This window comes from Labrenzia sp. 011 (genome assembly GCF_003075075.1).
Taxonomy (GTDB): Bacteria; Pseudomonadota; Alphaproteobacteria; order Rhizobiales; family Stappiaceae; genus Roseibium.
This window is the reverse complement of the sequence record NZ_QCYM01000003.1, coordinates 149,780-173,643: the sequence shown is the minus strand read 5'-3', so window position 1 is coordinate 173,643 and position 23,864 is coordinate 149,780. Positions and strand designations below refer to the sequence as shown.

At 60.3% G+C, this 23,864-nt stretch carries 18 protein-coding genes and 1 tRNA gene; 7 read left to right on the top strand and 12 right to left on the bottom strand.

Translation table 11 applies throughout. The annotated features are described in order from the left end of the window. Positions 1-12: 12 nt before the first annotated feature. A complete protein-coding gene (glmU, locus tag DCO57_RS05645) occupies positions 13-1,368 on the bottom strand; it encodes a bifunctional UDP-N-acetylglucosamine diphosphorylase/glucosamine-1-phosphate N-acetyltransferase GlmU (RefSeq protein WP_116697891.1) in 1,356 nt (451 codons plus the stop codon). A 183-nt stretch (positions 1,369-1,551) separates the two neighbouring features. Here glmU and DCO57_RS05640 point away from each other — a divergent pair, with 183 nt between their 5' ends. Beyond that, positions 1,552-2,790 (top strand): hypothetical protein, encoded by a 1,239-nt coding sequence (locus DCO57_RS05640; protein WP_116697890.1) that lies wholly within the window; start codon positions 1,552-1,554, stop codon positions 2,788-2,790. Positions 2,791-2,838: 48 nt separating this feature from the next. On the opposite strand, the gene DCO57_RS05635 is transcribed toward DCO57_RS05640, so the two are convergent. The 3 genes from DCO57_RS05635 to DCO57_RS05625 form a co-directional block, all read right to left on the bottom strand. Beyond that, entirely contained in the window at positions 2,839-3,579 is a 741-nt protein-coding gene (locus DCO57_RS05635) for a cytochrome c biogenesis protein CcdA (protein ID WP_116697889.1), read from the bottom strand. A gap of 224 nt (positions 3,580-3,803) precedes the next feature. After that, positions 3,804-4,841, bottom strand: coding sequence for a TAXI family TRAP transporter solute-binding subunit (locus DCO57_RS05630; protein WP_244287888.1), 1,038 nt, complete (start codon positions 4,839-4,841; stop codon positions 3,804-3,806). Positions 4,842-5,071: 230 nt separating this feature from the next. After that, complete coding sequence (locus tag DCO57_RS05625; protein ID WP_116697888.1) at positions 5,072-5,365, bottom strand: hypothetical protein; 294 nt, start codon at positions 5,363-5,365, stop codon at positions 5,072-5,074. A gap of 595 nt (positions 5,366-5,960) precedes the next feature. Between DCO57_RS05625 and DCO57_RS05620 the strand changes: the two genes are divergently transcribed. Next, positions 5,961-6,036 (top strand) — tRNA-Lys (locus tag DCO57_RS05620). Positions 6,037-6,276: 240 nt separating this feature from the next. Here the strand turns inward: DCO57_RS05620 and DCO57_RS05615 are convergent. The 6 genes from DCO57_RS05615 to tpiA form a co-directional block, all read right to left on the bottom strand. After that, entirely contained in the window at positions 6,277-9,426 is a 3,150-nt protein-coding gene (locus DCO57_RS05615; protein ID WP_116697887.1) for a multidrug efflux RND transporter permease subunit, read from the bottom strand. Continuing rightward, complete coding sequence (locus tag DCO57_RS05610; RefSeq protein WP_116697886.1) at positions 9,427-10,590, bottom strand: efflux RND transporter periplasmic adaptor subunit; 1,164 nt, start codon at positions 10,588-10,590, stop codon at positions 9,427-9,429. A gap of 212 nt (positions 10,591-10,802) precedes the next feature. Then, a complete protein-coding gene (locus DCO57_RS05605; protein ID WP_116697885.1) occupies positions 10,803-11,630 on the bottom strand; it encodes a VOC family protein in 828 nt (275 codons plus the stop codon). Positions 11,631-11,662: 32 nt separating this feature from the next. Further along, on the bottom strand, positions 11,663-13,291 hold the full coding sequence (locus tag DCO57_RS05600; RefSeq protein WP_116697884.1) for a CTP synthase: 1,629 nt from the start codon (positions 13,289-13,291) through the stop codon (positions 11,663-11,665). Between the two features lie 133 nt (positions 13,292-13,424). Continuing rightward, complete coding sequence (gene secG, locus DCO57_RS05595; protein WP_116697883.1) at positions 13,425-13,805, bottom strand: preprotein translocase subunit SecG; 381 nt, start codon at positions 13,803-13,805, stop codon at positions 13,425-13,427. A 109-nt stretch (positions 13,806-13,914) separates the two neighbouring features. Beyond that, positions 13,915-14,673 carry a triose-phosphate isomerase gene (gene tpiA, locus DCO57_RS05590; RefSeq protein WP_116697882.1) on the bottom strand — a complete coding sequence of 253 codons (759 nt, stop codon included), beginning with the start codon at positions 14,671-14,673 and terminating at the stop codon, positions 13,915-13,917. A gap of 242 nt (positions 14,674-14,915) precedes the next feature. Here tpiA and DCO57_RS05585 point away from each other — a divergent pair, with 242 nt between their 5' ends. The 5 genes from DCO57_RS05585 to glp are packed head-to-tail and all read left to right on the top strand — an operon-like array spanning position 14,916 to position 20,386. Then, complete coding sequence (locus tag DCO57_RS05585; protein WP_116697881.1) at positions 14,916-16,808, top strand: peptidylprolyl isomerase; 1,893 nt, start codon at positions 14,916-14,918, stop codon at positions 16,806-16,808. 24 nt (positions 16,809-16,832) lie between these two features. Further along, a complete protein-coding gene (gene trpD / locus DCO57_RS05580; protein ID WP_116697880.1) occupies positions 16,833-17,846 on the top strand; it encodes an anthranilate phosphoribosyltransferase in 1,014 nt (337 codons plus the stop codon). Between the two features lie 4 nt (positions 17,847-17,850). Further along, complete coding sequence (gene trpC, locus DCO57_RS05575; protein WP_116697879.1) at positions 17,851-18,663, top strand: indole-3-glycerol phosphate synthase TrpC; 813 nt, start codon at positions 17,851-17,853, stop codon at positions 18,661-18,663. 5 nt (positions 18,664-18,668) lie between these two features. After that, positions 18,669-19,181, top strand: coding sequence for a cyclic pyranopterin monophosphate synthase MoaC (moaC, locus tag DCO57_RS05570; RefSeq protein ID WP_116697878.1), 513 nt, complete (start codon positions 18,669-18,671; stop codon positions 19,179-19,181). Next, positions 19,181-20,386 (top strand): gephyrin-like molybdotransferase Glp, encoded by a 1,206-nt coding sequence (gene glp / locus DCO57_RS05565; protein ID WP_116697877.1) that lies wholly within the window; start codon positions 19,181-19,183, stop codon positions 20,384-20,386. The genes moaC and glp overlap by 1 nt, the downstream gene beginning before the upstream one ends. 72 nt (positions 20,387-20,458) lie before the next feature. Here the strand turns inward: glp and DCO57_RS05560 are convergent, their stop codons facing one another. After that, positions 20,459-21,259 (bottom strand): xanthine dehydrogenase family protein subunit M, encoded by an 801-nt coding sequence (locus DCO57_RS05560; RefSeq protein WP_116697876.1) that lies wholly within the window; start codon positions 21,257-21,259, stop codon positions 20,459-20,461. Between the two features lie 148 nt (positions 21,260-21,407). Next, positions 21,408-23,768 carry a xanthine dehydrogenase family protein molybdopterin-binding subunit gene (locus DCO57_RS05555; RefSeq protein WP_116697875.1) on the bottom strand — a complete coding sequence of 787 codons (2,361 nt, stop codon included), beginning with the start codon at positions 23,766-23,768 and terminating at the stop codon, positions 21,408-21,410. Positions 23,769-23,864 lie beyond the last annotated feature (96 nt).

Here is a 23,864-nt window from a genome sequence, read left to right as displayed (position 1 = left end):
GCCGCCTGAACTTCATGATTTGCGGTCTTTTTCCGCCTTGAGGCGCCTGCGCAGCGCCGCGGCCTGGCCCTCCTTGACACTCTGCCGCGACCTGCCGAAGGCGAGAGCATCCGGCAGGACATCATCGGTGATGACACTTCCGGCAGCCACGAAAACGCCGTCCCCCAGCTTGACGGGTGCGACCAGCGTCGAATTGGATCCGACGAAACTTCCCGCGCCGATTTCGGTCCTGTGTTTCAGGAAACCGTCGTAATTGCAGGTGATGGTACCGGCACCGATGTTGGACCCGGATCCGACACTGGCATCGCCCACATAGCTGAGATGGTTGGCCTTGGCCCCCGCCCCGAAGGTCGCGTTCTTGACCTCGACGAAATTTCCGATGCGTGTATCGGCTTCCAGAACCGCCCCCGGGCGCAGACGGGCATACGGACCAACGACGCTTCCCGGTCCGACAACCGCTCCTTCCAGATGACTGAAGGCACGGATCCGGGCGCCGCCGGCCACTTTCACTCCGGGACCGAAGACCACATTCTGTTCGATGAGTACGTCCGCTTCCAGATGCGTGTCGTGGGAAAAGAAGACGGTCTGCGGAGCCAGAAGGGTGCACCCCTTGTCCATCGCCCCCTGGCGCATCCGCTCCTGGAAATCCGCTTCGCAGGACGCCAACTGCGCCCGCGTGTTGATACCCTGGGTTTCGGTCTCCGTTCCGGAGACCGCCACGACCTTCAGTCCGCGCGCGTTCGCGATCTCGACGGCGTCCGTCAGATAGTATTCGCCCTTGGCATTGTCGTTGCCGACCGCCTCCAGCAGAGACAGGGCGTTTCGCCCGGCAAACCCCATGATGCCGGAGTTGCAGAAGGTGACCCGGCGCTCCTCCTCCGAGGCATCCTTTTCTTCGCGAATGGCGACCAGGCGACCGTCTTCCGTCAGCAACCGCCCGTATCCGAACGGCTTTCCGGTTTCAAACCCGAGCACCGCCAGATCCGCACCGTCCGCAAGAACCTGCCGGACCATCGCAATGGTTTCCGGCGTCACAAGCGGCGTATCGCCGAAAAGAACCAGCACGTCGTCCGCATCGATGTCCAGCGCAGGTCTCGCGGCGAGTGCGGCATGCGCGGTTCCCAGCCGATCCTGCTGCACATAACAGCGGGCATCCGGAGCCTGCTTGTAGACAAAGGCTTCCAGCGCGGAGGCCTCCGGTCCGGTGACCACGGCAATCCGTTCGGAACCGGCTGCCGCGAGCGCCTTGAGCACATGCCCGACCAGGGGCAGCCCGCCGATTTCATGCATGACCTTGGGGAGGCTGGACTTCATGCGTGTCCCCAGACCGGCGGCGAGAATGATCGAGAGGCAAGTACGTGCTGTCATGAAAGTTCCAGTGTCAGAAATGGGAGCACGGCAGAACCGTTTCGCGCTCTATATGCCCCGATCCACAGAACATTGAAAGATCTGCCTGACCCGGAAGGCCGGTTTGCGTTTCGTTAACCATAATCAACGACTGATACGCTATCATCGTTCAGATTCGCCAACAGGATTCGGGAAACAGGCGTCTTGTATGAACCGCAGCCCAAGTTGACTGTCCGGGAAATCATCCGGGACACCTTCACGCCTTCGCGTGTCGGTCTTTTGTCATGGGCATTTGCCGCGGTTCTCATGGGAACTGTCGGTCTCGCCTCCTTCCAGTTTGGCAGTCAGAAGTTCCTGTCGTCAGCCGAAAGCATGTCGTTCGGTGGCATGCCTCTGCCGTCTGGCGGAGACATTTCGACGACCGCTTCCATCGGCTCCTCCGGCCCGACCAAGTCGATCGGCATCATGCAGATGCCGGGAACAGCGCGCCATGGAAACACCTCCGACCTGACGAGCAGCCAGATCGAAGTCCTGCAGCGCGAACTTGTCAGCTTGCGTCGCCGCTTAAGCGCATTGGCGGAACAGAATCTGGCCTATTCACGCCGCATCGCCGCACTCGAACAGGAAGTGGCGGTGGGCAAACTCTCCGCATCGGCTCATACCGCTTCCGATGAAGGCAGGAATGCGGTCGAACCCGGTCCGGGCGTGATCGTCACGATGCCGGCTCCCGAAACAATTTCCCGGCTGTCCGGATCCGGAGCGGCAAAGTCGGCTCCGTCAGCCAATGTGCCCGTGCTCCGGCCGGATGCCGCTGGAGACACCGAAGGTCCGCCGCCCTCTGCTCCTGCTGTTGACGTTTCCCGGCCGTCGCCGGAAACCCCTCCGCGCCGGATCACCCTTTATCGCAACGAGGAACCTCGTCCGGCCATCGCCGAGCTTGATATCGACACACAGGAACCTGTGCGGATCGTCACATTGCCGGATGCCAGGGACAGTTCCCGGTCAACGGGATCGATTCCGCCGCAAGACGCAAAGCCATCTCCGGAATCATTCGAGGCGACGCCTACCACCCCGGACTCCCAGCCGACCGTCATTGTGCCTTCCGGTCCGGCAGGAAAGGTCAGCAGCAGCGGGGATAGCCTGGTCAATCGCAGCGATTTCGGAGCCGTGATCGGTCGTTATGAATCCGAGGCCGCCGCCGCGGCTGCCTGGGCAAGATTCAAGGAACAGAACCGGGAACGGATGCACGATCTGACGCCTCTGCTCAGCAGGCCGCCGGATTCGAAAGGCAGGGTTTCCCTGCTTGTAGGTCCGTTTGCGAATGCTGCCGATGCTGCGGTCGCCTGCCTTCATCTGCTTGAAGTCACCGCACTGTGCCATCCGGTCCTGTTTGCGGGGGAAACCCTGGTGACGACCGCACAATTCCGAAGCTCGGCCTTCTGAAGACCTTGCAGGAATGTCCGGTTTCCCCCGCTGCATTCGCGTTGGTGACTATCCGAGGGTCTGCATGACGGGAAATGTCTCCAGCAGCCAATACGACAGGACCGCCATCTGACCGGTCAGGAACATGATCCCGGTCAGCACCAGAACCACGCCCATCGTTTTTTCGACAACTCCCATATGCTTGCGGAAGCGTTTCATGAATTTCAGAAACGGACCCGCGAAAAGGGCAGCAACGAGAAATGGAATTCCCAGGCCGAGTGCATAGGCGCTCAGGAGCAAGGCCCCCTGCCCGACAGTCTCCTCGCTCCCCGCAACGAACAGGATTGCTGCCAGGATCGGCCCTACACAGGGCGTCCAGCCAAATCCAAATGCCAGTCCGATGACATAGGCCCCCAAGGGTCCGGCCGGCTTCTTGTCGACATGGATGCGCGCCTCACGATAGAGAAAGCCGATCCGGAAAACCCCCAGGAAATGCAACCCCATCACGATGATCGCAGCACCTGCGATATAGCCGAAATAGTCCAGATAGGCGCGAATGAACTGACCGAAAAAGCTTGCCGTCGCCCCCAGAAGCACAAACACCGTCGAAAATCCGAGCACGAAGACCAGAGCGCTGAAGAAGGCTTTTCGCGACGCGTTTCCCGCTTCGTCATCCTCCCCTGTCAGTTGCTCCAGCGACACCCCGGCCAGAAACCCCAGATAGGGCGGCACAAGCGGCAGAACACAAGGGGAGACAAAAGACAGAAGACCGGCCAGTGCGGCGCCGATAATGGATACATCCTGGATCATGAGGGTTCCGGCAGGTTCGAGATTTCATTCCGGGGAATAGGCTTGGTCCGTTTCCCGCTCTTTCAAGGCTCACTGGTTTAGGTCGAATTCCCGGTAGGACAAAGACAATTGCCAGTCACCTTTTGGAGAGGAACGGGTTCGGCTCCGGAGCGTTACGGGCATGGTTCCGTATCACGGTGAAAGATTGGATTTCCTGTTTGCACAGGCCTGAAAGTCGAAGTTTTCTAGTCGCTGGTCGGCAGTAAGCCGTGTTCCCGATAAAACTTCAATGCGCCAGGATGAAGCGGCGCCGGCATGCGGTCGGAAACCATCTCGTCGACGTCAAGCCGGCTCAAGGCAGGATGCAGTCGCTTGAAACTGTCGAAATAGTCAAAGACCGCCTTGACCACCGTATAGACGATATCGTCCGGCATCTTTGCGGACGTCACGAAGGTGGCCATGACACCGAAGGAATTGACGGGCCTGGAAAGCCCGTAGAATTCGGCCGGTATGCTCGCTTTCATGTAATAGGGCGTGGCGCTCAGCAGTGCGTCCACTGCATCGCTTTCGATATCGAGCAGACGGATATCGCATTGCTCACGGGTTTCCTCGATGAGGCTGGCGGGGTGTCCGATCAACTCGAAATAGGCATCGATCTTTCCCGAACAAAGGGCATCGGCAAGCTCCGATGTCTTCAGGTTCGAGAGATTCAGCTGGTCTTTCCCAGTCCAGCCCAGCCGGCTGATAAGCGCATTCCAGGACGCGGCCGACCCGGACCCCTTGCTGCCGATATTGATCCTGGCGGACTTCAGGTCGTCAAACTCCCGGAATCCCGCCCCTTCCCTGACCACGGCCGTCGCCACTTCCGAATGCAGGGAAAACACGGAACGCAGATCGTCGAAGGGACCGGCCTCCTCGAACACCGACGTACCGAAATAGGCATGATGCTGCCAGTCGGACTGGACGTAGCCGAAATCCAGCTCACCGGAGCGGATCAGCCTGATATTGGAAATCGAGCCGGAAGTCGTTTCAACCGAGCACCGCACACCATGCTCGGCGCGGCTCAGATTGACGATCTTGCAGGTCGCGCCGCCGGTTGGGAAATAAACCCCCGTCACGCCGGCGGTGCCGACCGTGATGAACGTTTGATCGCTCGCCTGGGCCGACGTGAAAATTATCGGCAGGAAACAGAGGACTCCGAGCAGCTCGCAGAATGCTGCGGCAACCGAAAACCCGACTCTCTTCAGCGGAGATTTCCATTTCCGCGGAACGACCCCGCGCAACAGGCTCCTGGACAAGATGAAACTCTACCCTCTTCGGTCCGGATCGGCGCAACACAACCTCTTCAAGGGATAGCAAACCGCCAAAGGCAAGACCAGTCTTCCTTGCACTTCAGGTGGAATTAGATTGAACGACGGACAGCAAAAAAGGCGCTGACGCGCCCCCACCCAAAATCCGCGATATTCGAATATGTTCCGGCCCCTCTGCCTCAGCCGGTCATATCCACATCAGATCAGTTGTTTTTTCCTCCCAGGATCACTTCGAAAAGCTTGCCCTCCAGCTCTTCTTCGTCTTCACCGTCCCGCAGCCCCTGCCGCCACTGATCCAGGATCAGTCGCAAACCAAGGGTTTCCCGGCTGTGGGGAAGATCGCCGAGAAAAGCTGCGAAGAAGGCATCAAGAGTCTTCCGGTCGATCAGACCCTGATCGATCAACCCATGGATAAGGGTCATCGTCGCCGCGATATGTCCCTTGACAAAATCGAACTCGACGGAGTTCGTTTCTGTATCAGCTGTTGGTATCTGCATATAACCTCTCTTGCACCCGACAACTTTACCCTACAGTGAATTTTCACGCTACCTGACAGTTTTTGCAGGAGAACAATCGTTATTTTCTTAAAAATGAATATTAGAAATCAATATGTCGGAAAACATTCGCTTCCCGCATCACAATGAATACCATTAGGTATTTTAATGAGGGGACATATACTGCAAGAAATTTACCTACTCACAATGTGCGCTGCTGTAACCCGGCAAAAAGTGCGAGAGTCATCAGCGACCTTTGCTGCGACAGACGCTCGCGCCACGATGGCTTTCCCCCCGATGTGTTTCTGTCCTGCTGCAGCGACGTCACGGCCCCGCGCCAGGAGCATGGCGCCCGCACCCATTCGCACCGGCTCGCGGGGAGACCACCGGAAGATACGGAAACCTGCAGGATTTCAGCTGATATGGCTCCGAGGACGGAAGGACCGTTCCCCTCAGGGAAACAGCCGTTTGCCGGTGGCGGCGGATTTTTAGAGACCCGGCTGAAAACAGCGTATCCACAGGGGCCATTTTTCCCAAATAAAGGGTTGCGCTAAGTCCCCGGAACCATTAGACAACGCCTCATTCCAGTCCATGGTGAGAGCCGATAGCTCAGCTGGTAGAGCAACTGACTTTTAATCAGTAGGTCCAGGGTTCGAACCCCTGTCGGCTCACCAAACTCCCCCGATATCCAATCCGGATCCGCATGAATTCGTCTGCCGCATGTCGGCGAGGCATCGTGGATTGCAGCCGTCGTGCCTCTGTCGTACCGGGCAGCGCCCGCCGGGTTCCGCCACAGCAGATTTGAATGCCCGCGTGAAACGAAAAAGCCGGGCGGATATTTCCGCCCGGCGTTACGTCAGTTTCAGGTCATCAGAAGTTTTCCGGTCGCTTGAATGCTCCGAGAGCTCCGGCCTTCAGGCCGCCGGAGCTTCCGGTTCCTTCGCGGAATGGCCGCCCAGCCAGCCCTTGACCGTTTCGCGGATGGTCTGCAGGCTGACATAGAGGATCGGGATCAGCAGGATACCGATCGACGTTGCGAACAGCATGCCGCCGAACACCGCGAAGCCGATCGCCTTCTGGCTGGCCGCGCCGGCGCTGGAAGCCGTCATGAGCGGAACCACACCGAGCAGGAACGACAGGGCCGTCATCATCACGGCCCTGAAGCGCAGATGCGCCGCCTCCACGCCTGCATCGAGGATGGACTTGCCGCTATCCCTTTGCTCCATGGCAAACTCGACGATCAGGATGGCGTTCTTAGCCCCCATTCCCACCAGCATGATCATTCCGATCTGCGTATAGAGATTGACGTCGCCTCCTGTCACGAACACGGCCACCAGGGCGCCGAGGATGGCAAAGGACACCGACATCAGGATCGCCACCGGCATGGTCCAGCTTTCATACTGGGCCACCAGAAACAGGTAGGTGAACAGGATCGACAGCATCAGAATGAAGATCACGATCTGTCCGGACCCAAGCTGCTGCAGGGCCGTTCCGGTCCATTCATAGGCATAACCGGGCGGCAGAGCCTGGCTCGCGGCGGCTTCGACCTCGTTGATCACGACACCGGTCGATGCCCCCGGGGCCGGATCTGCCATGATGGCTGCCGAACGGAACATGTTGTACCGGGTCAGGATCTGCGGCCCGAGGATGTTCTGGGTGGTCAGGATGCTTCGCATCGGCACCATTGTTCCGTCCGTCGCGCGCACATACAGGCGCCCGATATCCTCCACCCTGTCACGGTATTCCCCTTCCGCCTGGATCATCACACGGTAGACACGGCCGAAAATGTTGAAGTCGTTGATATAATAGGACCCCAGATAGGACTGCAGCGTCACGAAGACATCCGAAATCTCGATGCCCAGTGTCTTTGCCTTCTGCCGGTCCAGATCCACGAAAATCTGCGGAACATTGGCCCGGAACGTCGAATAGGCCCGGGAAATCTCGGGACTCTGGTTGGCGGAATAGACCATCGAGCCGACTGCGGAAGCAAGATCCTGCGGCGAACCGTCTCCAGTCTGCTGCAGCATCGCCTGCACACCGCCGGTTGTCCCCAGCCCCGGGATGGGCGGCGGGTTGAAGGCAATGATACTCGCGCCGGGAATGGTCGAGAATTCCGCCCAGAACTTGCCCAGGATCGCATTGATGCGCAGATCCGGTGCCTGACGTTCCGACCAGCCGGTCATGGTGGCGATCACCAGCGCCGCGTTTGAAGACGACGCACCATTGAGGATGGAATAGCCGTTGACGACCACCACATCCGCGACACCGGCCGTTTTCGAGACCAGGTCGGTGATCTGCGTGGTGACCACTTCGGTTCGGGCAAGAGACGCGCCGTCCGGCAACTGGACGTCGACCATGAGATACCCCTGGTCCTCGGACGGCAGGAAGCCCTGCGGCAGCGAACCGCCGAGCGTCACGATCAGCGCGACAACGCCGGCAACAACGACGAGGCCGATAAAGGCGACCCGCACGAGACGCCGGACAATGGCGGTATAGCCGTTGCGCACGGAAGTGATGCCCCGGTCGAACACACCCATGATACCGCGCGGCGGACCGGAGCGTGCTTTCAGGATCAACCCGCACAGCGCCGGAGAAAGTGTCAGCGCATTGATGGAGGAAATAACCACAGAGACCGAAATGGTCACGGCGAACTGGGAATACAGTCGACCGGTGATGCCCGGCATGAAGATGGTCGGCACGAAGACGGCCAGAAGCACGAGCGTGGTCGCGATCACCGGGCTGGTGATCTGCTCCATCGCCTTTGTCGTTGCCTCCTTGGGGGGAAGCCCTTCATCGGAGATGATGCGTTCCACGTTTTCGACGACCACGATCGCATCATCCACCACGATCCCGATGGCCAGCACCAGAGCGAACAGAGAAATCGTGTTCAGCGACATTCCCAGCGCCAGCAGAACGGCGAAGGTTCCGATCAGCGAAACCGGAATGGCGACGGTCGGAATGATGGTCGCACGCCAGTTGCCAAGGAAGATGAACACCACCGTGACCACCAGCATGAAGGTCAGGAACAGCGTGGTGATCACGTCATCGAGGGATTGCTGCACGAAGTCTGTGGTGTTGAACGGCACACCGTAAGCCATGTCCGGCGGAAAGTTCTTCGCAAGACTGTCCAGACGCGCCAGAACGGCGGTCGACACCTGCAGGGCATTCGCTCCGGGAGCCTGGTAGATGGCGAGGACAGTTGCCGATTTGCCGTTGAATTCACCGGTCGCACTGTAGTTCTGTGCACCGAGTTCCACACGGGCGACATCGCCGATGGTCACGACAGCACCGTCGCTACCGGTCCGCAGAATGATCTGCTCGAATTCCTCCGGCGTCGACAGCCGTCCCTCGGCCTTGACCGTATACTGGAACTGCTGGCCGTCAGGGGACGGCGGCGCACCGATCTGACCGGCCGCGACCTGTATGTTCTGGTCCTGAACCGCCGCGATGAAATCGCTCGGTGTCATGCCGAGGCTGGTCAACTTGTCGGGATCGAGCCAGATGCGCATGCCATAGGCGAAGTCCGTCATGACATCCGCCCGGCCGACACCGGGAACACGGGCCAGCGTGTCCTTCAAATTGATGGACGCATAGTTCGACAGGAAAACCGGGTCGTATGTGCCCTTGGGCGAATAGAGCGTGACCACCAGCAGCATGTTGGTACTGGACTTTTGAACCGTCACCCCCTGGGCCGTCACGTCACTCGGCAGCTGGCTGGTGGCCTGGCTGACCCGGTTCTGCACATTGACCGTGGCAATATCGGGATCGGTGCCGACCGCGAATGTCACATTGAGGGAATAGGTACCGCTGGCGGAGCTGGTCGACTGCATGTAGATCATGTTGTCGACGCCGTTCACCTGCCCCTCGATCGGGGCGGCAACCGTTTCTTCCAGTACTTCGGCGCTCGCGCCCGTATAGGTCGCGGTCACATTGACCACCGGCGGCGTGATGTCCGGAAACTGCTCAACCGGCAGCGCGAGATACCCCAGCACACCGGCAATCGTGATCACGATGGAAATGACCAGAGCGAACTTCGGCCGGTAGATGAAAAAGCGTGACAACATCTAGCTTTTCTCCGCCGGCTTGGTGGCAAGAACCGGATTGACCACGACGCCCGGCCGCACTTTCTGCAGGCCTTCGACGATCACTTCGTCGCCTTCCTTCAACCCCTTGGTGACGACATAATTCGTCTCGATCTGCTGGGCCAGATCGACGTATCTCTGTTCGACTTTCTTGTCGGAGGTAATCGCCAGGGCGAAAGCGCCCTGCTGGTCGCGCTGAATGGCGGCCTGGGGAACGACCAGCGCGGCCTCGGTCTTGGGAGCTTCAAGGACGACCGTGACGTATGTTCCCGAAAGCAGGCGGTTGTCCTTGTTTTCGAACTGGCCGCGGAAGGAAATCGTCCCCGTGGCCGCATCCACCTTGTTGTCGATGAAGACGATCTTGCCCGTTTCATCATAATTGGTGCCGTTCGGCAGGACGAGCTTGATCGACGGCGACTTGTCCGGAGAAATATCCGTCGGGTCGATACCGTGCGTTTTCACCGCATTGAGGTACTGGGCCTCGCTGACCGAAAAATCGACGTAGACCGGGGCAAGGCTGATGAGGGTTGCAAGCGGGTCCGTGGTCGGGCCGACCACTTCTCCGACACTGTAGGTCGTCTTTCCCAGCTGACCTGCGAAGGGCGCGGCGATGTCGGTGTAGCTGAGATTGAGCTCTGCCTGCTGAAGCTCGGACTGCGCCGATTCCACAGCAGCTGCGGCCTGCTGCTTCTGCGCCAGTGTCGCTTCATAGGCGGCTTCGGAAATGTGGCCCTTCTCAAGAAGGTCCTTGTCGCGTTTTTCGTTGGCGGACTTCAGCGCGGCTTCGGCCTTTGCACTGGCCAGATCCGCCTTGGCCTTCATCAGTGCGGCTTCATATTGCGCCTTTTCAATCGTGAAGATCAGGTCTCCCTTTTTCACCATCGATCCGTCCGCAACCGCTTTCTTCTCCAGAAAGCCGCTGACGCGGGCAACCAGATTCACCTGGTCGATTGCCGCGACCTGTCCGACGAAATTAGCGCTTTGCCTGATTGTCTGGCTGGTGACCTTCGCGACGGTTACCGCCGGCGGTGGCGCGGCTGGCGCCGCCGCTTTTTTCGAATCGTCGGAACACCCTGCAAGCAGGACGGATGCAACTGCTGCAAACGCTAGGGAACGGGGTAGAATAGGCAAATTCAAAAAGATCATTCTTAAACTCCGCAGTCCGAACCCTTTGGTTCAGGCAATCGCATCAAGGCGCATGAACGGCCATCACTATAAGAAGACTGGTTGATTCAACAAGACAATTTTGCTGAACTAGCCGGCCTGTAAACGAATAACTTCCTTGACGTTGTGATACTGTTTTGCCGGCAAGCGAAACACTGTCCGCGCAAATCGCACAGACCAGTCAGCGTCGGACGCTATGGAAATGCGGGCGAAAGAACCAGCGTCAGGCCGAAGAGGTCGCTCGCCGGGATTGTCTTCGTTTCCCCAAGCCCCTTGCAGGAAATTTCCAGCGCAGCGATTTGCGGAACGTCACCATGCACCGCATTCGCGGCCTCTTCGCCCAGCAGGTCGCGGAAAGCGCGCGGTGTCAGAACGGAAATTTTCCCGCGCGGCGTCTGCAGTTCGACGCCCAGGCTAGTGGCCCGCATTTCCCGCTGGCCGGTCATGCCACCGAGAAATTCGTGATGGTCGGACGGATCTTCCGCCAGCAGGTAAACCGCCTTGACGCTCTGCGCCCCGTTTTCGTGGTTCTGGAAAGCCGGCTTCCAGAAATTTTCCGGATATCTGTTGTGACAGGTAAAATAGCCGATCTTCGGCGCCAGGGGATCACGCAGGAAGGTCAGATCGAAAGCGACCCTAGCGGTGGAGCCGTCAGCGAGATTGGCGACCCGTTCGAAGGAGAACGGCTCGAAGGTCTGCAGACCGGCATCCGCGAAATCCGCCCGGTCGCGTTCCGGATCCCGGCTTTCGAGAACCAGCATGCTGGCCCCTTCCCGCCTGGTGAGGAAATCCCGGTTGAACGCGCCGAAGGAAAAGGCGCCTTCTTCCGGTTGCTCGATCAGCTCCGGATCGGCAACGGCCAGAAGCTCGATGAAAAACCCGTCGAGCTGGATCAGCCGGTTGGAAGTTCCCCAGGCATGCCGGTTCTCGGGCGTCACGGTAAAGCCGAGAGCCGAGTAGGTCCGGAAGGCGGCGTCGAGATCCTTCACCGCGACGACAAGATGATCAAGTCCGCGCACCATAATCTCTCCTCAGCCCTGTTGGCGAAACCCCGTCAGACCAGGCGGCTCTGATGCACTGCGGCCCCGATGAACGAGGCAAACAGCGGATGCGGGGCGAACGGCCGCGATTTGAGTTCCGGATGATACTGCACCCCGATGAACCAGGGATGGTCCTCGATCTCGACCGTTTCCGGAAGGACGCCGTCCGGAGAAGTGCCGGCAAAGATAAGCCCGCAGTTCTCGAGCTTTTCCCGGTACCCGATATTGACTTCGTAGCGATGCCGATGGCGCTCGGAAATGCTTGTCTCGCCGTAGATTTCGGCGATCTTTGACCCTGCCTTGAGGCTCGCCGGGTAAGCGCCGAGACGCATGGTGCCGCCAAGATCCCCGTCGGAGTTCCGGATTTCCTTGTCGTTGCCTCTTGTCCACTCGGTCATCAACCCGACCACAGGCTCCGCCGCCGGTCCGAATTCGGTGGAATTGGCCTGTGTGATGCCGGCGAGATTGCGTGCAGCTTCCAGAACCGCCATCTGCATGCCGAAACAGATGCCGAAATAGGGAATCTCGCGGGTGCGGGCATAATGCGCCGCCGCGATCTTGCCTTCCGCCCCACGCTCGCCGAAGCCGCCCGGAACGAGAATGCCGTGAACCCCTTCAAGATAGGGCCCCGGATCCTGTTTCTCGAATGTCTCCGACTCGATCCACTCGATGTCCACCTTGACCCGGTTCGCGATACCGCCGTGCACCAGGGCCTCGATCAGGGACTTGTAGGCGTCCTTGAGAACCGTGTATTTGCCGACAATCGCGATCTTGACCTCCCCTTCCGGGTTGGCAACCGCCTCGGAGATACCCTCCCAGCGGTCCAGCACGGGAGCCGGAGCGCCCGTCAGTCCGAAGGCGGCCAGCACTTCGTCGTCGAGCCCCTCCTTGTGATAGGCAATCGGCACATCGTAGATCGACTTGACGTCGTAAGCCGGGATCACGGCGCTTTCGCGCACGTTGCAGAACAGCGACAGCTTGCGTTTCTCGGTTTCCGGAATCGGTCGGTCGCAGCGAATCATCAGGATGTCGGGCTGTATCCCGATCGAACGCAGTTCCTTGACCGAATGCTGCGTCGGCTTTGTCTTCATCTCGCCGGCGCTCGGAATATAGGGCATGAGCGTCAGATGCACATAGACCGCTTCGCCGCGCGGCAGATCGTTGCCGAGCTGCCGGATCGCCTCGAAGAACGGCAGCCCCTCGATATCCCCGACGGTCCCGCCGATTTCCACAAGAACGAAATCATAGTCTTCATTGCCGCTGACAACGAAATTCTTGATGGCATCGGTCACATGGGGAATGACCTGAACGGTCCCGCCGAGATAATCTCCCCGGCGTTCCTTGGCGATGATGTTCTGGTAGATCCTGCCGGTGGTGATGTTGTCCTGCTGGTTCGCGGGACGACCGGTGAACCGTTCGTAGTGGCCGAGATCGAGGTCGGTTTCGGCCCCGTCGTCGGTCACAAAACATTCGCCGTGCTGATACGGGCTCATGGTGCCCGGATCGACGTTGAGATAGGGGTCGAGCTTGCGGAGCCGTACTTTGTATCCCCGGGCCTGAAGCAATGCGCCAAGTGCCGCGGAAGCAAGGCCTTTTCCAAGCGAGGAAACCACGCCGCCAGTGATGAAAATATATCGCGCCATGGACCAATACCATATTCGTGCCGAGGGGGTTTTGGCCACTCGGGAGTTGCGTTCTTAACACATAAAAATGCCCTGCGTGTTCAACCGCAGGGCATATGTCAGGCGAAAGGGCCGGAGAGCCGCGGCAGAAAGCCTATTGGGCTGCCGGAACCTGCGGGCCGGCTGGCTCACTCTGCTGTTTCAGAGAATCGAGGATCCCGCCGGAGCCGTCCGTGCCGGTCGCACCATCCGGCGTGGCCGGTGTGCCGGTGGTTGCGGCCGGGGTGGCATCCAGAATGGATGCGGGGCTTTCCTGATTCTTGGCAATCAGGCTGAGCGCAAGGGAGGTGACGAAGAACACCGCCGCCAGAACCGCGGTGGCCCGGGTCAGGATGTTCGCCGTACCGCGGCTCGACATCAAACCGCCGCCTCCGCCGCCAATGCCGAGCGCACCGCCTTCGGAGCGCTGCAGGAGGACAACAAGCACCAGGGCCAACACGACCATAAGGTGGATAACGATGACTACGGTTTCCATCGAACGCCATTCTGTATTGAATTCAAGATTTGCGGCCTTCTACACCAGACACCGGCAGCTTTCCACCCTACATTTGCGCCTTCGTCGAAGAAGCTTCAAGAACCGCTGCTCAGGAATAGGCTGCGAGTATTCCCAAAAAGGCATCTGCGGTCAGGCTCGCACCGCCCACGAGGGCGCCGTTGACATTGGCAACCGCCATGAGTTCCCCGGCATTGGCGGGCTTGACCGAGCCTCCATAAAGAAGACGCATCGCTTCTCCCGCACCGGCAAATCTGCCCGTCAGATTGTCCCGCATGGCCTTGTGCATATCCTGCACATCATCGGCCGTGGGGGTCAGTCCGGTTCCGATCGCCCAGACCGGTTCGTAGGCGACAATCGTGTTTTGCGCCGTTGCTCCGTCCGGAACGGAGCCGTCGAGCTGGCGTTCGACGACCGCGACGGCCTGTCCCGCCTTTCGTTCCGCTTCGGTTTCCCCGACACAGATGATGGCCGTCAGGCCCGCCCGCCAGGCGGCCCGCGCCTTGGCCTGGACATCCGCATCCGTTTCACCGTGATCCGCGCGCCGCTCCGAATGGCCGACGATAACAGCTCCTGCCCCCGCATCCTTCAGCATTTCGGCGGAAAGATCGCCGGTATGCGCGCCGGAGGGCTCGGCGTGACAATCCTGGCCACCCAGGGCGATCTGCCCGCCCTGCGAACTTTGCGCAAGAACGGCAATCAATGTCGCGGGAGGGCAGATCATGGCGTCTACGGCTGCGGCCAGATCATCGGAGATCCCTGCCCTCATCTTGTAGAATTCCGCCAGATTGGATTTCAGGCCGTTCATCTTCCAGTTTCCGGCCACCAGCGGTTTGATCGTCACGCCCATTATCTGCATCCTTCCGGGGTTTATTCTCGTTTGCCGCCTATAGAGCAGAAGCGCCGAAATGATGCAATCTGCGTGTCCCTGTGAAATTCCGTTCCGGGCCATGGGGTTGCAAGCAAAGTTTGTGTCCGGTCCGCCTTGCGGCTGCGGCGCCGCGTCATTATGATCCGCCCGCTCCGGCCTGGGCCGGATAAATCGCAGGCCGGAAATCCGGCCGATGCAAAACAAGACTTACGGGAGACGTCATGCTTGACGCGCTGCGCAGGGGCGCTGGCACCTGGTTTGCCAAACTGTTTATCGCTCTGCTTATTTTCAGCTTCGCCGTCTGGGGAGTAAGCGGTTTTCTGGGGAACATAAACCAGGACACCGTGGCCAAGGTCGGCAACACGGACATCTCCCTTTTCGATTTCGACCGGACCTACCGCCAGGATCTCAACAGGTTCGGCCAGCAGTTCGGCCGCCCGTTGACGCCTGCCGAAGGCGCTTCGCTGGGCGTGCCGCAGCAGTCTCTCGGCAAGTTGATCGCCGAAGCGGCCATGAACGACACGGCCCGGAACCTGAACCTTGGCGTCTCGGACGCGCGGCTCGCGACCATCATCCAGTCCGATCCCGCCTTTCAGGGGCCCGGCGGCCGCTACGACCGCAGCCGCCTGCAGCAGGTGCTTCAGGCCAACGGGTATCGTGAGGACGAATATGTGCTCCAGCGCCGGGCCATCGCCGAAAGAAGCCAGCTCGCAGAAGGTCTGGCCGGCGGCATGAAGGCACCGGTCAGCTATCTGGAGGTTCTCGACACCTACCAGCGCGAAACCCGCGACGCCGACTATCTTCTGGTTACCGCGGATTTCATCGGAGAAATAGAGGATCCGGCAGACGACGTACTGGCCAGCTATTTCGAGGACAACAAGGATGATTTCCGCGCTCCCGAATACCGCGAGATAAAATATGTCGCGTTGACGCCGGACGCTGTCGCTCGCCCGGACGACATCACCGAAGAAGATGCGCGCGCCGAATACGAGCGCCGCAGCGATGACTTCTCTCAGCCGGAGCGCCGGAAAGTGCGTCAGATGACGTTCCAGTCACAGACCGCAGCCGAAGAAGCCGCCGCTGAGCTTGCAAACGGCAAGACTTTCGAAGACCTCATGAGCGATCGCAACCTCAGCGACAACGACGTATCCCTCGGTGTGATGCCGAAGGCCGACTTTCTCGATGAAACCCTTGGCGAAGCCGCGTTCTCGCTGGAAGAAGGGGCAACCAGCTCCCCCGTCGAAGGACGGTTTTCCACGGTTATCCTGAACGTTCAGGAAGTCCTGCCGGAAAGCACGCAGCCGTTTGACGAAGTGAAGGACGGAATCATCGACGAACTGGCCAGGGAACAGGCCGAACGGGAAATTCTCGATCTTCTCGATGAAATCGAGGATGCCCGCGCCGGCGGTGCGCTTCTGGAGGAAATCGGCGAACGATTTTCGCTGACCGTCGCGTCGCCGGAAGCCTTCGATGCATCCGGCAAGTCCATGACCGGCGGGGACGTCGATCTGCCGGACGCCGAAGGCCTGACTGCGGGGGCCTTCGACAGCGATATCGGCATCGAAAACGATGTCCTCCAGCTCGGCGACCGGGGCTTTCTCTGGTACGAGGTCACCAAGGTGACCCCCTCCCGTGACCGGACCCTTGACGAAGTCAGGGACGATGTTGTTGCCGCATGGAAGACAGACGAACTCGCAAGACGGCTGACCGAAACGGCGGCAGACCTGCGCGCGAAGGCCGAAAGCGGAACGTCTCTTCAGGCCCTGGCGGAAGAAACCGGGCTTGAGGTGCGCAAGGCAACCGGCCTGACACGGAACTCCCCGTCCGGCGACCTCGGTCAGGACGCGGTCTCCGCGGCCTTCGGCGGGCCTGTGGGCACGACCGCGGCCACGGACACAGCCGATGGTACAGGGAAGCTTGTGCTGCAGGTCACCGGTGCCACCGTTCCGGAATTCGATGCCTCCGCACCTGAAGTCGCTGCGTTGGGCCAGCAAATGTCCCAGCAGATACAGGACTCCCTGCTGGGCCAGTTCATCACCGACCGGGAAAACAAGGCAGGTGTCGAAATCAACAATGCAGCCGTTTCCCAGGCGATCGGGCTGAACCTGAACTGATTTCACGACAAGCGGATTGATGACATGAGCACGTTCAAAGACTTCCTTGCCAAGGTCGCCGATGGCCATGCATTGAACCCGGAAGAGGCCCGGGAAGCCTTTGAAGTGATCCTGTCGGGCGCAGCAACACCTTCACAGTTGGGCGGTTTCCTGATGGCTCTGCGGGTGCGCGGCGAAAGCATCGCCGAGGTGACCGGTGCGGTTGCCACCATGCGCGCCAAAATGCTGCCCGTATCGGCACCGGCAGACGCCATAGATATCGTCGGCACCGGTGGCGACAACTCCGGGTCCTACAACATATCCACCTGCACGGCGATCGTGGTTGCCGCCTGTGGCGTCCCGGTTGCCAAACACGGCAACCGCTCCCTGTCATCCAGATCCGGCGCCTCGGAAGCCCTGGCGGAGCTGGGCGTCAATATCGATATCCCGCCTGAGAGGATTTCCGAGTGCATCCACAAGGCCGGGATAGGCTTCATGTTCGCGCCGCTGCATCACGCAGCCATGAAACATGTCGGCCCGACGCGGATGGAGCTCGGCACGAGGACGATTTTCAATCTGCTCGGTCCCCTGTCCAATCCGGCCGGTGTCAAACGCCAGATGGTCGGCGTTTTTGCCCGTGAATGGGTCGAGCCGGTTGCCCGGGCACTCAAGGACCTCGGCTCGGAAAAGGCATGGGTCGTCCATGGCTCCGACGGAATGGACGAAATAACCACCACAGGCCCGACATTCGTGAGCGCACTGGAAGGCGGTGCGATCAGATCCTTCGAGATTTCCCCGGATCAGGTCGGCTTGCCGCTTGCCAGGCCAGAAGACCTGAAGGGCGGACTTCCAGCGGACAACGCAAAGGCTCTGAGGGACGTATTGGCAGGCACCAGAAACGCCTACCGGGACATCGTGCTCTTCAACGCCGCCGCTTCCCTGATGGTTGCCGACAGGGTGGACAGCCTGAAAACCGGCGTCGACATGGCAGCCGCCGCGATTGACAATGGTTCGGCGGCCGACACCCTTGAGAAACTCGTCGCAGCCTCGAACGGATAGGCAAATGTCTGATATCCTGCAGAAAATCGAAGCCTACAAGCGTGAGGAAATCGCCGCTGCCAAAGCCCGGGTATCCCTGGCGGACCTCAGGGCGCGCATCGCGGACCTTCCCGCGCCGCGCGGGTTTGCGAACGCCATCAGGGCAAAACATGCTGACGGCGACTTTGCCCTGATCGCCGAAATCAAGAAGGCCAGTCCTTCCAAGGGGCTGATCCGGGAAGACTTCAATCCGCCGCAACTAGCCAGAGCCTATGAAGCAGGCGGCGCCGCCTGTCTGTCGGTGCTCACCGATACGCCGTCCTTCCAGGGAAAACCGGAATTTCTGACCGCTGCCCGTGATGCGGTCTCCCTGCCCGCGCTGCGGAAGGATTTTCTCTACGACACCTATCAGGTTCATGAGGCGCGTGCCTGGGGTGCGGACTGCATCCTGATCATTCTCGCCGCAGTCGACGATGCGACGGCCCGGGCGTTGGAAGAAACCGCGTTCGGCCTTGACATGGACGTGCTGCTGGAAGTCCACGACGCCAGTGAGCTGGAACGCGCGCTCAACCTCTCCTCGCCGCTCATGGGCATCAACAACCGCAATCTGAAGACCTTTGAAACCCGGCTGGAAACCAGCGAGGAACTGGCGCCGCAGGTACCGTCGGACAGGATCGTGGTGGGGGAATCCGGACTGTTCACACCCGCGGACCTGGAACGCATGAACAAGGTCGGAATTTCCACCTTCCTGATCGGGGAAAGCCTGATGCGGCAGGACGATGTCACGGCGGCAACCCGGGCCTTGCTGGCCCGCCCTGCGCTGTCCAGAGCGGTCTAGGCGAAATGGCCGGACAGGAACCGACGCTCACCCATCTGGATGAAACCGGCGCCGCCAACATGGTGGACGTCTCCGAAAAGAACGTCACGCACCGGACGGCGGTTGCCAGAGGGTCGGTGACCATGCGCCGGGAAACGCTGGACCTGATCCGCAGCGGCAATGCCAAAAAGGGCGACGTGATCGGAACCGCCCGTATCGCCGGCATTCTCGCCGCCAAGAAGACTCACGAACTGATCCCGCTCTGCCATCCGCTGATGCTGTCGAAAGTGTCCCTCGAATTTGAACCCGACGACGCCTTGCCGGGCCTGATCGTGACCGCCACCACCAGGGTCAGCGGGCAGACGGGAGTCGAGATGGAAGCGCTCACGGCCTGCTCCCTCGCCTGCCTGACTATCTACGACATGGCCAAGGCGGTCGACCGGGGCATGGTGATCGGCGACATCCGGCTGGTCGAAAAGGCCGGCGGCAAAAGCGGTCACTGGACGCTGGACAAAGACGGCAGCGAAGGCGGCACCTGATGAGCCTGATGCCAGTCGCCGAGGCACTAGAAAAACTTCTTGCAGGCGTATCCTCGCTGGAAACGGAAACCGTTTCTCTCGAGCAGGCCAACAACCGTTTCCTCGCCGAAGCGCTCATATCGACGCGCACCCAGCCACCCTTTGCCGCCTCGGCGATGGACGGTTACGCGATCCGTCACGAGGATCTTGCCGCAGACGGAACACAGCTGCAGGTAATCGGAGAAGCCCCGGCGGGCCATGGATTTCCGGGGCACGTCGCATCAGGCCAGAGCGTGCGCATCTTCACCGGCGCCCCGCTTCCCGATGGTGCGGACACGATTCTCATCCAGGAAAATGCACAGCGTTCGGGCGACCGGATCACGGTTCTGGCCCCCCCGCAAAAAGGAGCCTTTGTCCGGCCGGCCGGTCTGGATTTTTCAAGCGGCGATGTTCTTCTTGAACCGCCGCTCAGACTGGACTACCGCCATCTGGCCCTTGCCGCGGCCATGAACCATGCCGAGCTTCCGGTCATCCGCAAACCGAAAGTCGCCATTCTGGCGACCGGAGATGAACTGGTCCCACCGGGAACGGAACCGGGTCCCGATCAGATCATCGCGTCCAACCATATAGGCATTGCCGCGCTTGTGGCCGACTGCGGCGGGCAGCCTGTGGATCTGGGCATATCCCGGGACGAGCCGGTCGAACTTGCCACCCATATCCGCAGAGCCATCATCGAAGACGCGGATATTCTCGTGACGCTTGGCGGCGCTTCCGTCGGCGATCATGACATCGTTCAGGAGGTTCTGGGGCAGGAAGGCATGGATCTGTCCTTCTGGCGGATTGCCATGCGCCCGGGCAAGCCGTTGATGGCCGGCCGTCTCGGCAGAACGAAAGTACTCGGCCTACCCGGCAATCCGGTTTCCAGCATGGTCTGCGGCCTGCTGTTTCTGAAGCCGCTGCTGCAGGCGATGCTCGGACAACCGCCGGCAGCCGACGCACCGAAACGCGCCATACTGGGAAAGGCTCTGCCGGAAAACGACCGCCGGCAGGACTATATCCGTGCCGGCCTTTCCGAAGACGCGGACGGTCACCTGGTCGCAACGCCGTTTTCCCGTCAGGACAGTTCCATGCTCGGCCTGCTGGCAAAATCCGGAGCGCTCATCATCCGTCCGCCACACGCCCCTGCCCAAGACGCCGGAACGGCGGTACCGGTCCTGATTCTCTGACAATCCAGGCATATGAAAAGCCCGGCCACCTGGTGGCCGGGCTCGACTCTTGCGCCTTCGTGCCACGACGTGTCAGCCTGCGGCAGCAACAGCCCGTTTTGCCATGACCGTCACCAGGTTTGCCCGATAGCGGGCAGATCCGTGAACGTCATGCAGCATGTTGCTGGAATCGAGGCTCATTTCGGCCACGGCCTCGGGAGACCAGTTTGCGGCCAGCGCATCTTCCATACCGTCTACCCGGAAGACACCGGATTGCCCTGCGCCTGTGACCGCCACGCGAACGGAACCGTCTGCGTGCCGGGCGACGAATACTCCGGCCATCGCATAACGGGAGGCAGGATTGGGATATTTGGCATACGCCGACTTCTCGGCTGCCGGAAAGGCAACGGAGATGACGATTTCATCTTCATCGAGTGCCGTATCGAACATTCCGATGAAGAAATCTTCTGCCGCAAGCGTCCGCTTGCTGGTCGTCACGCTCGCTCCCAGTCCGACAAGCGCAGCCGGATAATCCGCGGCCGGATCGTTGTTGGCGATCGAGCCTCCGATCGTTCCCATGTGGCGCACGGCCGGGTCTCCGATGCCACCGGCAAGGGTGGCAAGCCCCGGAAGTCTGGATTTGACCAGAGCAGAGGCAGCGACTTCGGCGTGAGGTGTCGCGGCACCGATGACGATCTGGTTTCCCTCTTCACGAATACCCTTCATGTCCGGAATTTTCGTGATGTCCACCAAGTCGGATGGAGCCGCCAGACGCTGCTTCATGGTCGGCAGCAGCGTCTGCCCCCCGGCCAGGAATTTACCGTCTTCGGCTTCAGTGAGCATACGGACAGCATCGGCCACCGATCCGGCACGGTGATAATTTGTTTCATACATGTCGTGTCTCCCATATGGATGGGTTCAGGTTTCTTAAAACGGCTAATGGAACCAGTGACTTCCGCTGACCATCCTTGTCGGAGGCCATCCGGATCCGCTTGTCGGGCGGATCCGCCGGAGCCCGGCGATCCACAACGGACTGCGTCATCTATTCGGCGGCCTCCTTCATGGAGGAGTGATACAAAGCCCAGACCTTTTCCGGCTTTGCCGGCATGGTCAGGTCGTTGCTGCCGATCGCATCCGTAATTGCGTTGATGACGGCCGGAGGCGACCCGATCGCACCAGCCTCGCCACATCCCTTGATGCCCAGCGGATTGCCCGGGCACAGCGTCTCGTGGGTGGAGAGGTTGAAGAAGGGAACGTCATCGGCGCGCGGCATGGCGTAGTCCATGAAGGATGCCGTCAGAAGCTGACCGTTGTCGTCATAGGTGACATTTTCAAGTAGCGCCTGACCGATCCCCTGAACCAGGCCGCCGTGAACCTGTCCTTCCACGATCATCGGGTTGATCACCTTGCCGAAATCGTCGGCGGCAACGAAGTTGACGATCTCGGTCTTGCCGGTTTCCGGATCCACCTCGACCTCACAGACATAGGTCCCTGCCGGGAAGGTGAAGTTCGTCGGGTCATAGAAGGCCCCTTCCTTCAGTCCCGGCTCCATGCCTTCGGGCAGATTGTGAGCCGTATAGGCGGCAAGTGCCACTTCGGTGAAGGAGAGCTTCTTGTCCGTGCCGGCGACCTTCAGTTCACCGCCTTCGATCTGGATGTCGCCTTCCGAGGCTTCCATGAGATGAGCGGCGATCTTTTTCGCCTTCGCCTCAACCTTGTCGAGCGCCTTGACCACAGCGGACATGCCGACCGCGCCGGAGCGAGACCCGTAGGTGCCCATGCCGAACTGCACCTTGTCCGTATCGCCATGGACGATTGCGACCGAGTCGGTGTCGAGACCGAACCGCTCGCATACCAGCTGGGAAAAGGTGGTTTCATGACCCTGCCCATGGCTGTGGGAACCGGTGAGAACCTCGATCGTGCCGATCGGGTTCACCCGCACCTCGGCGGATTCCCACAGGCCGACCCCGGCCCCGAGGGAGCCGACAGCAGCCGATGGCGCAATGCCGCAGGCCTCAATGTAGCAGGAGATGCCGATACCGCGCAGTTTCCCGCGCGCGGCGGCGTCCGCCTTGCGGGCGGCAAAGCCGTCATAATCGGCTGCCTTCAAGGCCGCATCCAGTGTCGCGTCATAGTCGCCTGCATCATAACACATGATGACCGGCGTCTGATGCGGGAAGGTCCTGACGAAATTCCTGCGACGGAATTCGGCCGGAGACAGGCCCACTTCACGCGCCGCCGTTTCCATGAGTCGCTCAATGAGGTAGGTGGCTTCCGGCCTCCCTGCCCCGCGATAGGCATCGACCGGCGTCGTGTTGGTGTAGACCGCCTTCACATTGGCGTGGATGGCCGGAATGTCGTACTGGCCGGAAAGCAGTGTCGCATAGAGATAGGTCGGCACCGCAGAAGAGAACAGGGACATGTAGGCGCCGATGTTTGCCACCGTCTTCACCCGCAAACCGATGATCTTTTTGTCCGCGTCGAGCGCCAGTTCGGCTTCGGACTGGTGATCACGCCCATGGGCATCCGTGAGGAAGGCTTCGGTGCGGTCGCAGACCCATTTGACCGGTCGGCCCGCACGCTTGGAGGCCCACAGGCACACCATCTCTTCGGGATAGACATAGATCTTCGTGCCGAAACCGCCCCCCACATCAGGTGCGATCACGCGCAACTTGTGTTCCGGCGCGACATTGTAGAAGGCCGACAGTACCAGGCGTGCCACATGCGGATTCTGCGAAGTGGTGTGGAGCGTGTAATGCTCCTCGGCGGAATCATAGTCTGCCAGCGCAGCCCGTGGTTCCATCGGATTGGGGGCGAGCCGGTTGTTCCGGATGTTCAACCGCGTGACATGAGCGGCTTTCTCGAAGGCGGCATTGACGGCTGCGTCATCACCGATTTCCCAGTCGAAAATCAGATTGTCTTCGGCTTCCGGATGAATTTGCGGCGCATCCGGCCCCATGGCGGCGACTGCATCAATGACCGCCGGCAATTCTTCATAGTCCACAACCACCACGTCGGCCGCATCGCGGGCCTGCCCGAGCGTATCGGCGATCACCACCGCAACGGCCTGGCCGACATACCGGACGATTTCCGGCTCGAGCGCGCGCCAGCCGCCCATTTTCATCGGCGTCCCGTCCTTGGAATGGATCATCCAGCCGCAGATCAGGTTGCCGATACCGTCCCCCACCAGCTGGTCGCCGGTCAGGACCGCGTCGACGCCCGGCATCGCCAGCGCGGCACTGGTGTCAATTCCCTTTATCCTTGCGTGAGCGTGCGGCGAACGCACGAAGGCCGCAAAGCCCATGCCCGGTGCAACCATGTCGTCCGTGTACCGGCCCTTGCCGGTCAGAAAGCGTTTGTCCTCTTTGCGCAGGGCACGTGCCCCGATCCCCTCAACAGCCATCGTCTCTCTCCCTTAAAACTGCTCCGGTTCCACCTGCTCCGGAAATTCTCCTCGGACCGATTGTCCCGATAACCGCCGGGTCCGGCGGTTGTCTGT

What these genes read in the sequence shown, in the direction of transcription:
- glmU (WP_116697891.1), bottom strand. Translation starts at nt 1,368, where the DNA reads ATGACAGCACGTACTTGCCTCTCGATCATTCTCGCCGCCGGTCTGGGG.
- DCO57_RS05635 (WP_116697889.1), bottom strand. Translation starts at nt 3,579, where the DNA reads ATGATCCAGGATGTATCCATTATCGGCGCCGCACTGGCCGGTCTTCTG.
- DCO57_RS05625 (WP_116697888.1), bottom strand. Translation starts at nt 5,365, where the DNA reads ATGCAGATACCAACAGCTGATACAGAAACGAACTCCGTCGAGTTCGAT.
- DCO57_RS05615 (WP_116697887.1), bottom strand. Translation starts at nt 9,426, where the DNA reads ATGTTGTCACGCTTTTTCATCTACCGGCCGAAGTTCGCTCTGGTCATT.
- DCO57_RS05610 (WP_116697886.1), bottom strand. Translation starts at nt 10,590, where the DNA reads ATGATCTTTTTGAATTTGCCTATTCTACCCCGTTCCCTAGCGTTTGCA.
- DCO57_RS05605 (WP_116697885.1), bottom strand. Translation starts at nt 11,630, where the DNA reads ATGGTGCGCGGACTTGATCATCTTGTCGTCGCGGTGAAGGATCTCGAC.
- DCO57_RS05600 (WP_116697884.1), bottom strand. Translation starts at nt 13,291, where the DNA reads ATGGCGCGATATATTTTCATCACTGGCGGCGTGGTTTCCTCGCTTGGA.
- secG (WP_116697883.1), bottom strand. Translation starts at nt 13,805, where the DNA reads ATGGAAACCGTAGTCATCGTTATCCACCTTATGGTCGTGTTGGCCCTG.
- tpiA (WP_116697882.1), bottom strand. Translation starts at nt 14,673, where the DNA reads ATGGGCGTGACGATCAAACCGCTGGTGGCCGGAAACTGGAAGATGAAC.
- DCO57_RS05585 (WP_116697881.1), top strand. Translation starts at nt 14,916, where the DNA reads ATGCTTGACGCGCTGCGCAGGGGCGCTGGCACCTGGTTTGCCAAACTG.
- trpD (WP_116697880.1), top strand. Translation starts at nt 16,833, where the DNA reads ATGAGCACGTTCAAAGACTTCCTTGCCAAGGTCGCCGATGGCCATGCA.
- trpC (WP_116697879.1), top strand. Translation starts at nt 17,851, where the DNA reads ATGTCTGATATCCTGCAGAAAATCGAAGCCTACAAGCGTGAGGAAATC.
- moaC (WP_116697878.1), top strand. Translation starts at nt 18,669, where the DNA reads ATGGCCGGACAGGAACCGACGCTCACCCATCTGGATGAAACCGGCGCC.
- glp (WP_116697877.1), top strand. Translation starts at nt 19,181, where the DNA reads ATGAGCCTGATGCCAGTCGCCGAGGCACTAGAAAAACTTCTTGCAGGC.
- DCO57_RS05560 (WP_116697876.1), bottom strand. Translation starts at nt 21,259, where the DNA reads ATGTATGAAACAAATTATCACCGTGCCGGATCGGTGGCCGATGCTGTC.
- DCO57_RS05555 (WP_116697875.1), bottom strand. Translation starts at nt 23,768, where the DNA reads ATGGCTGTTGAGGGGATCGGGGCACGTGCCCTGCGCAAAGAGGACAAA.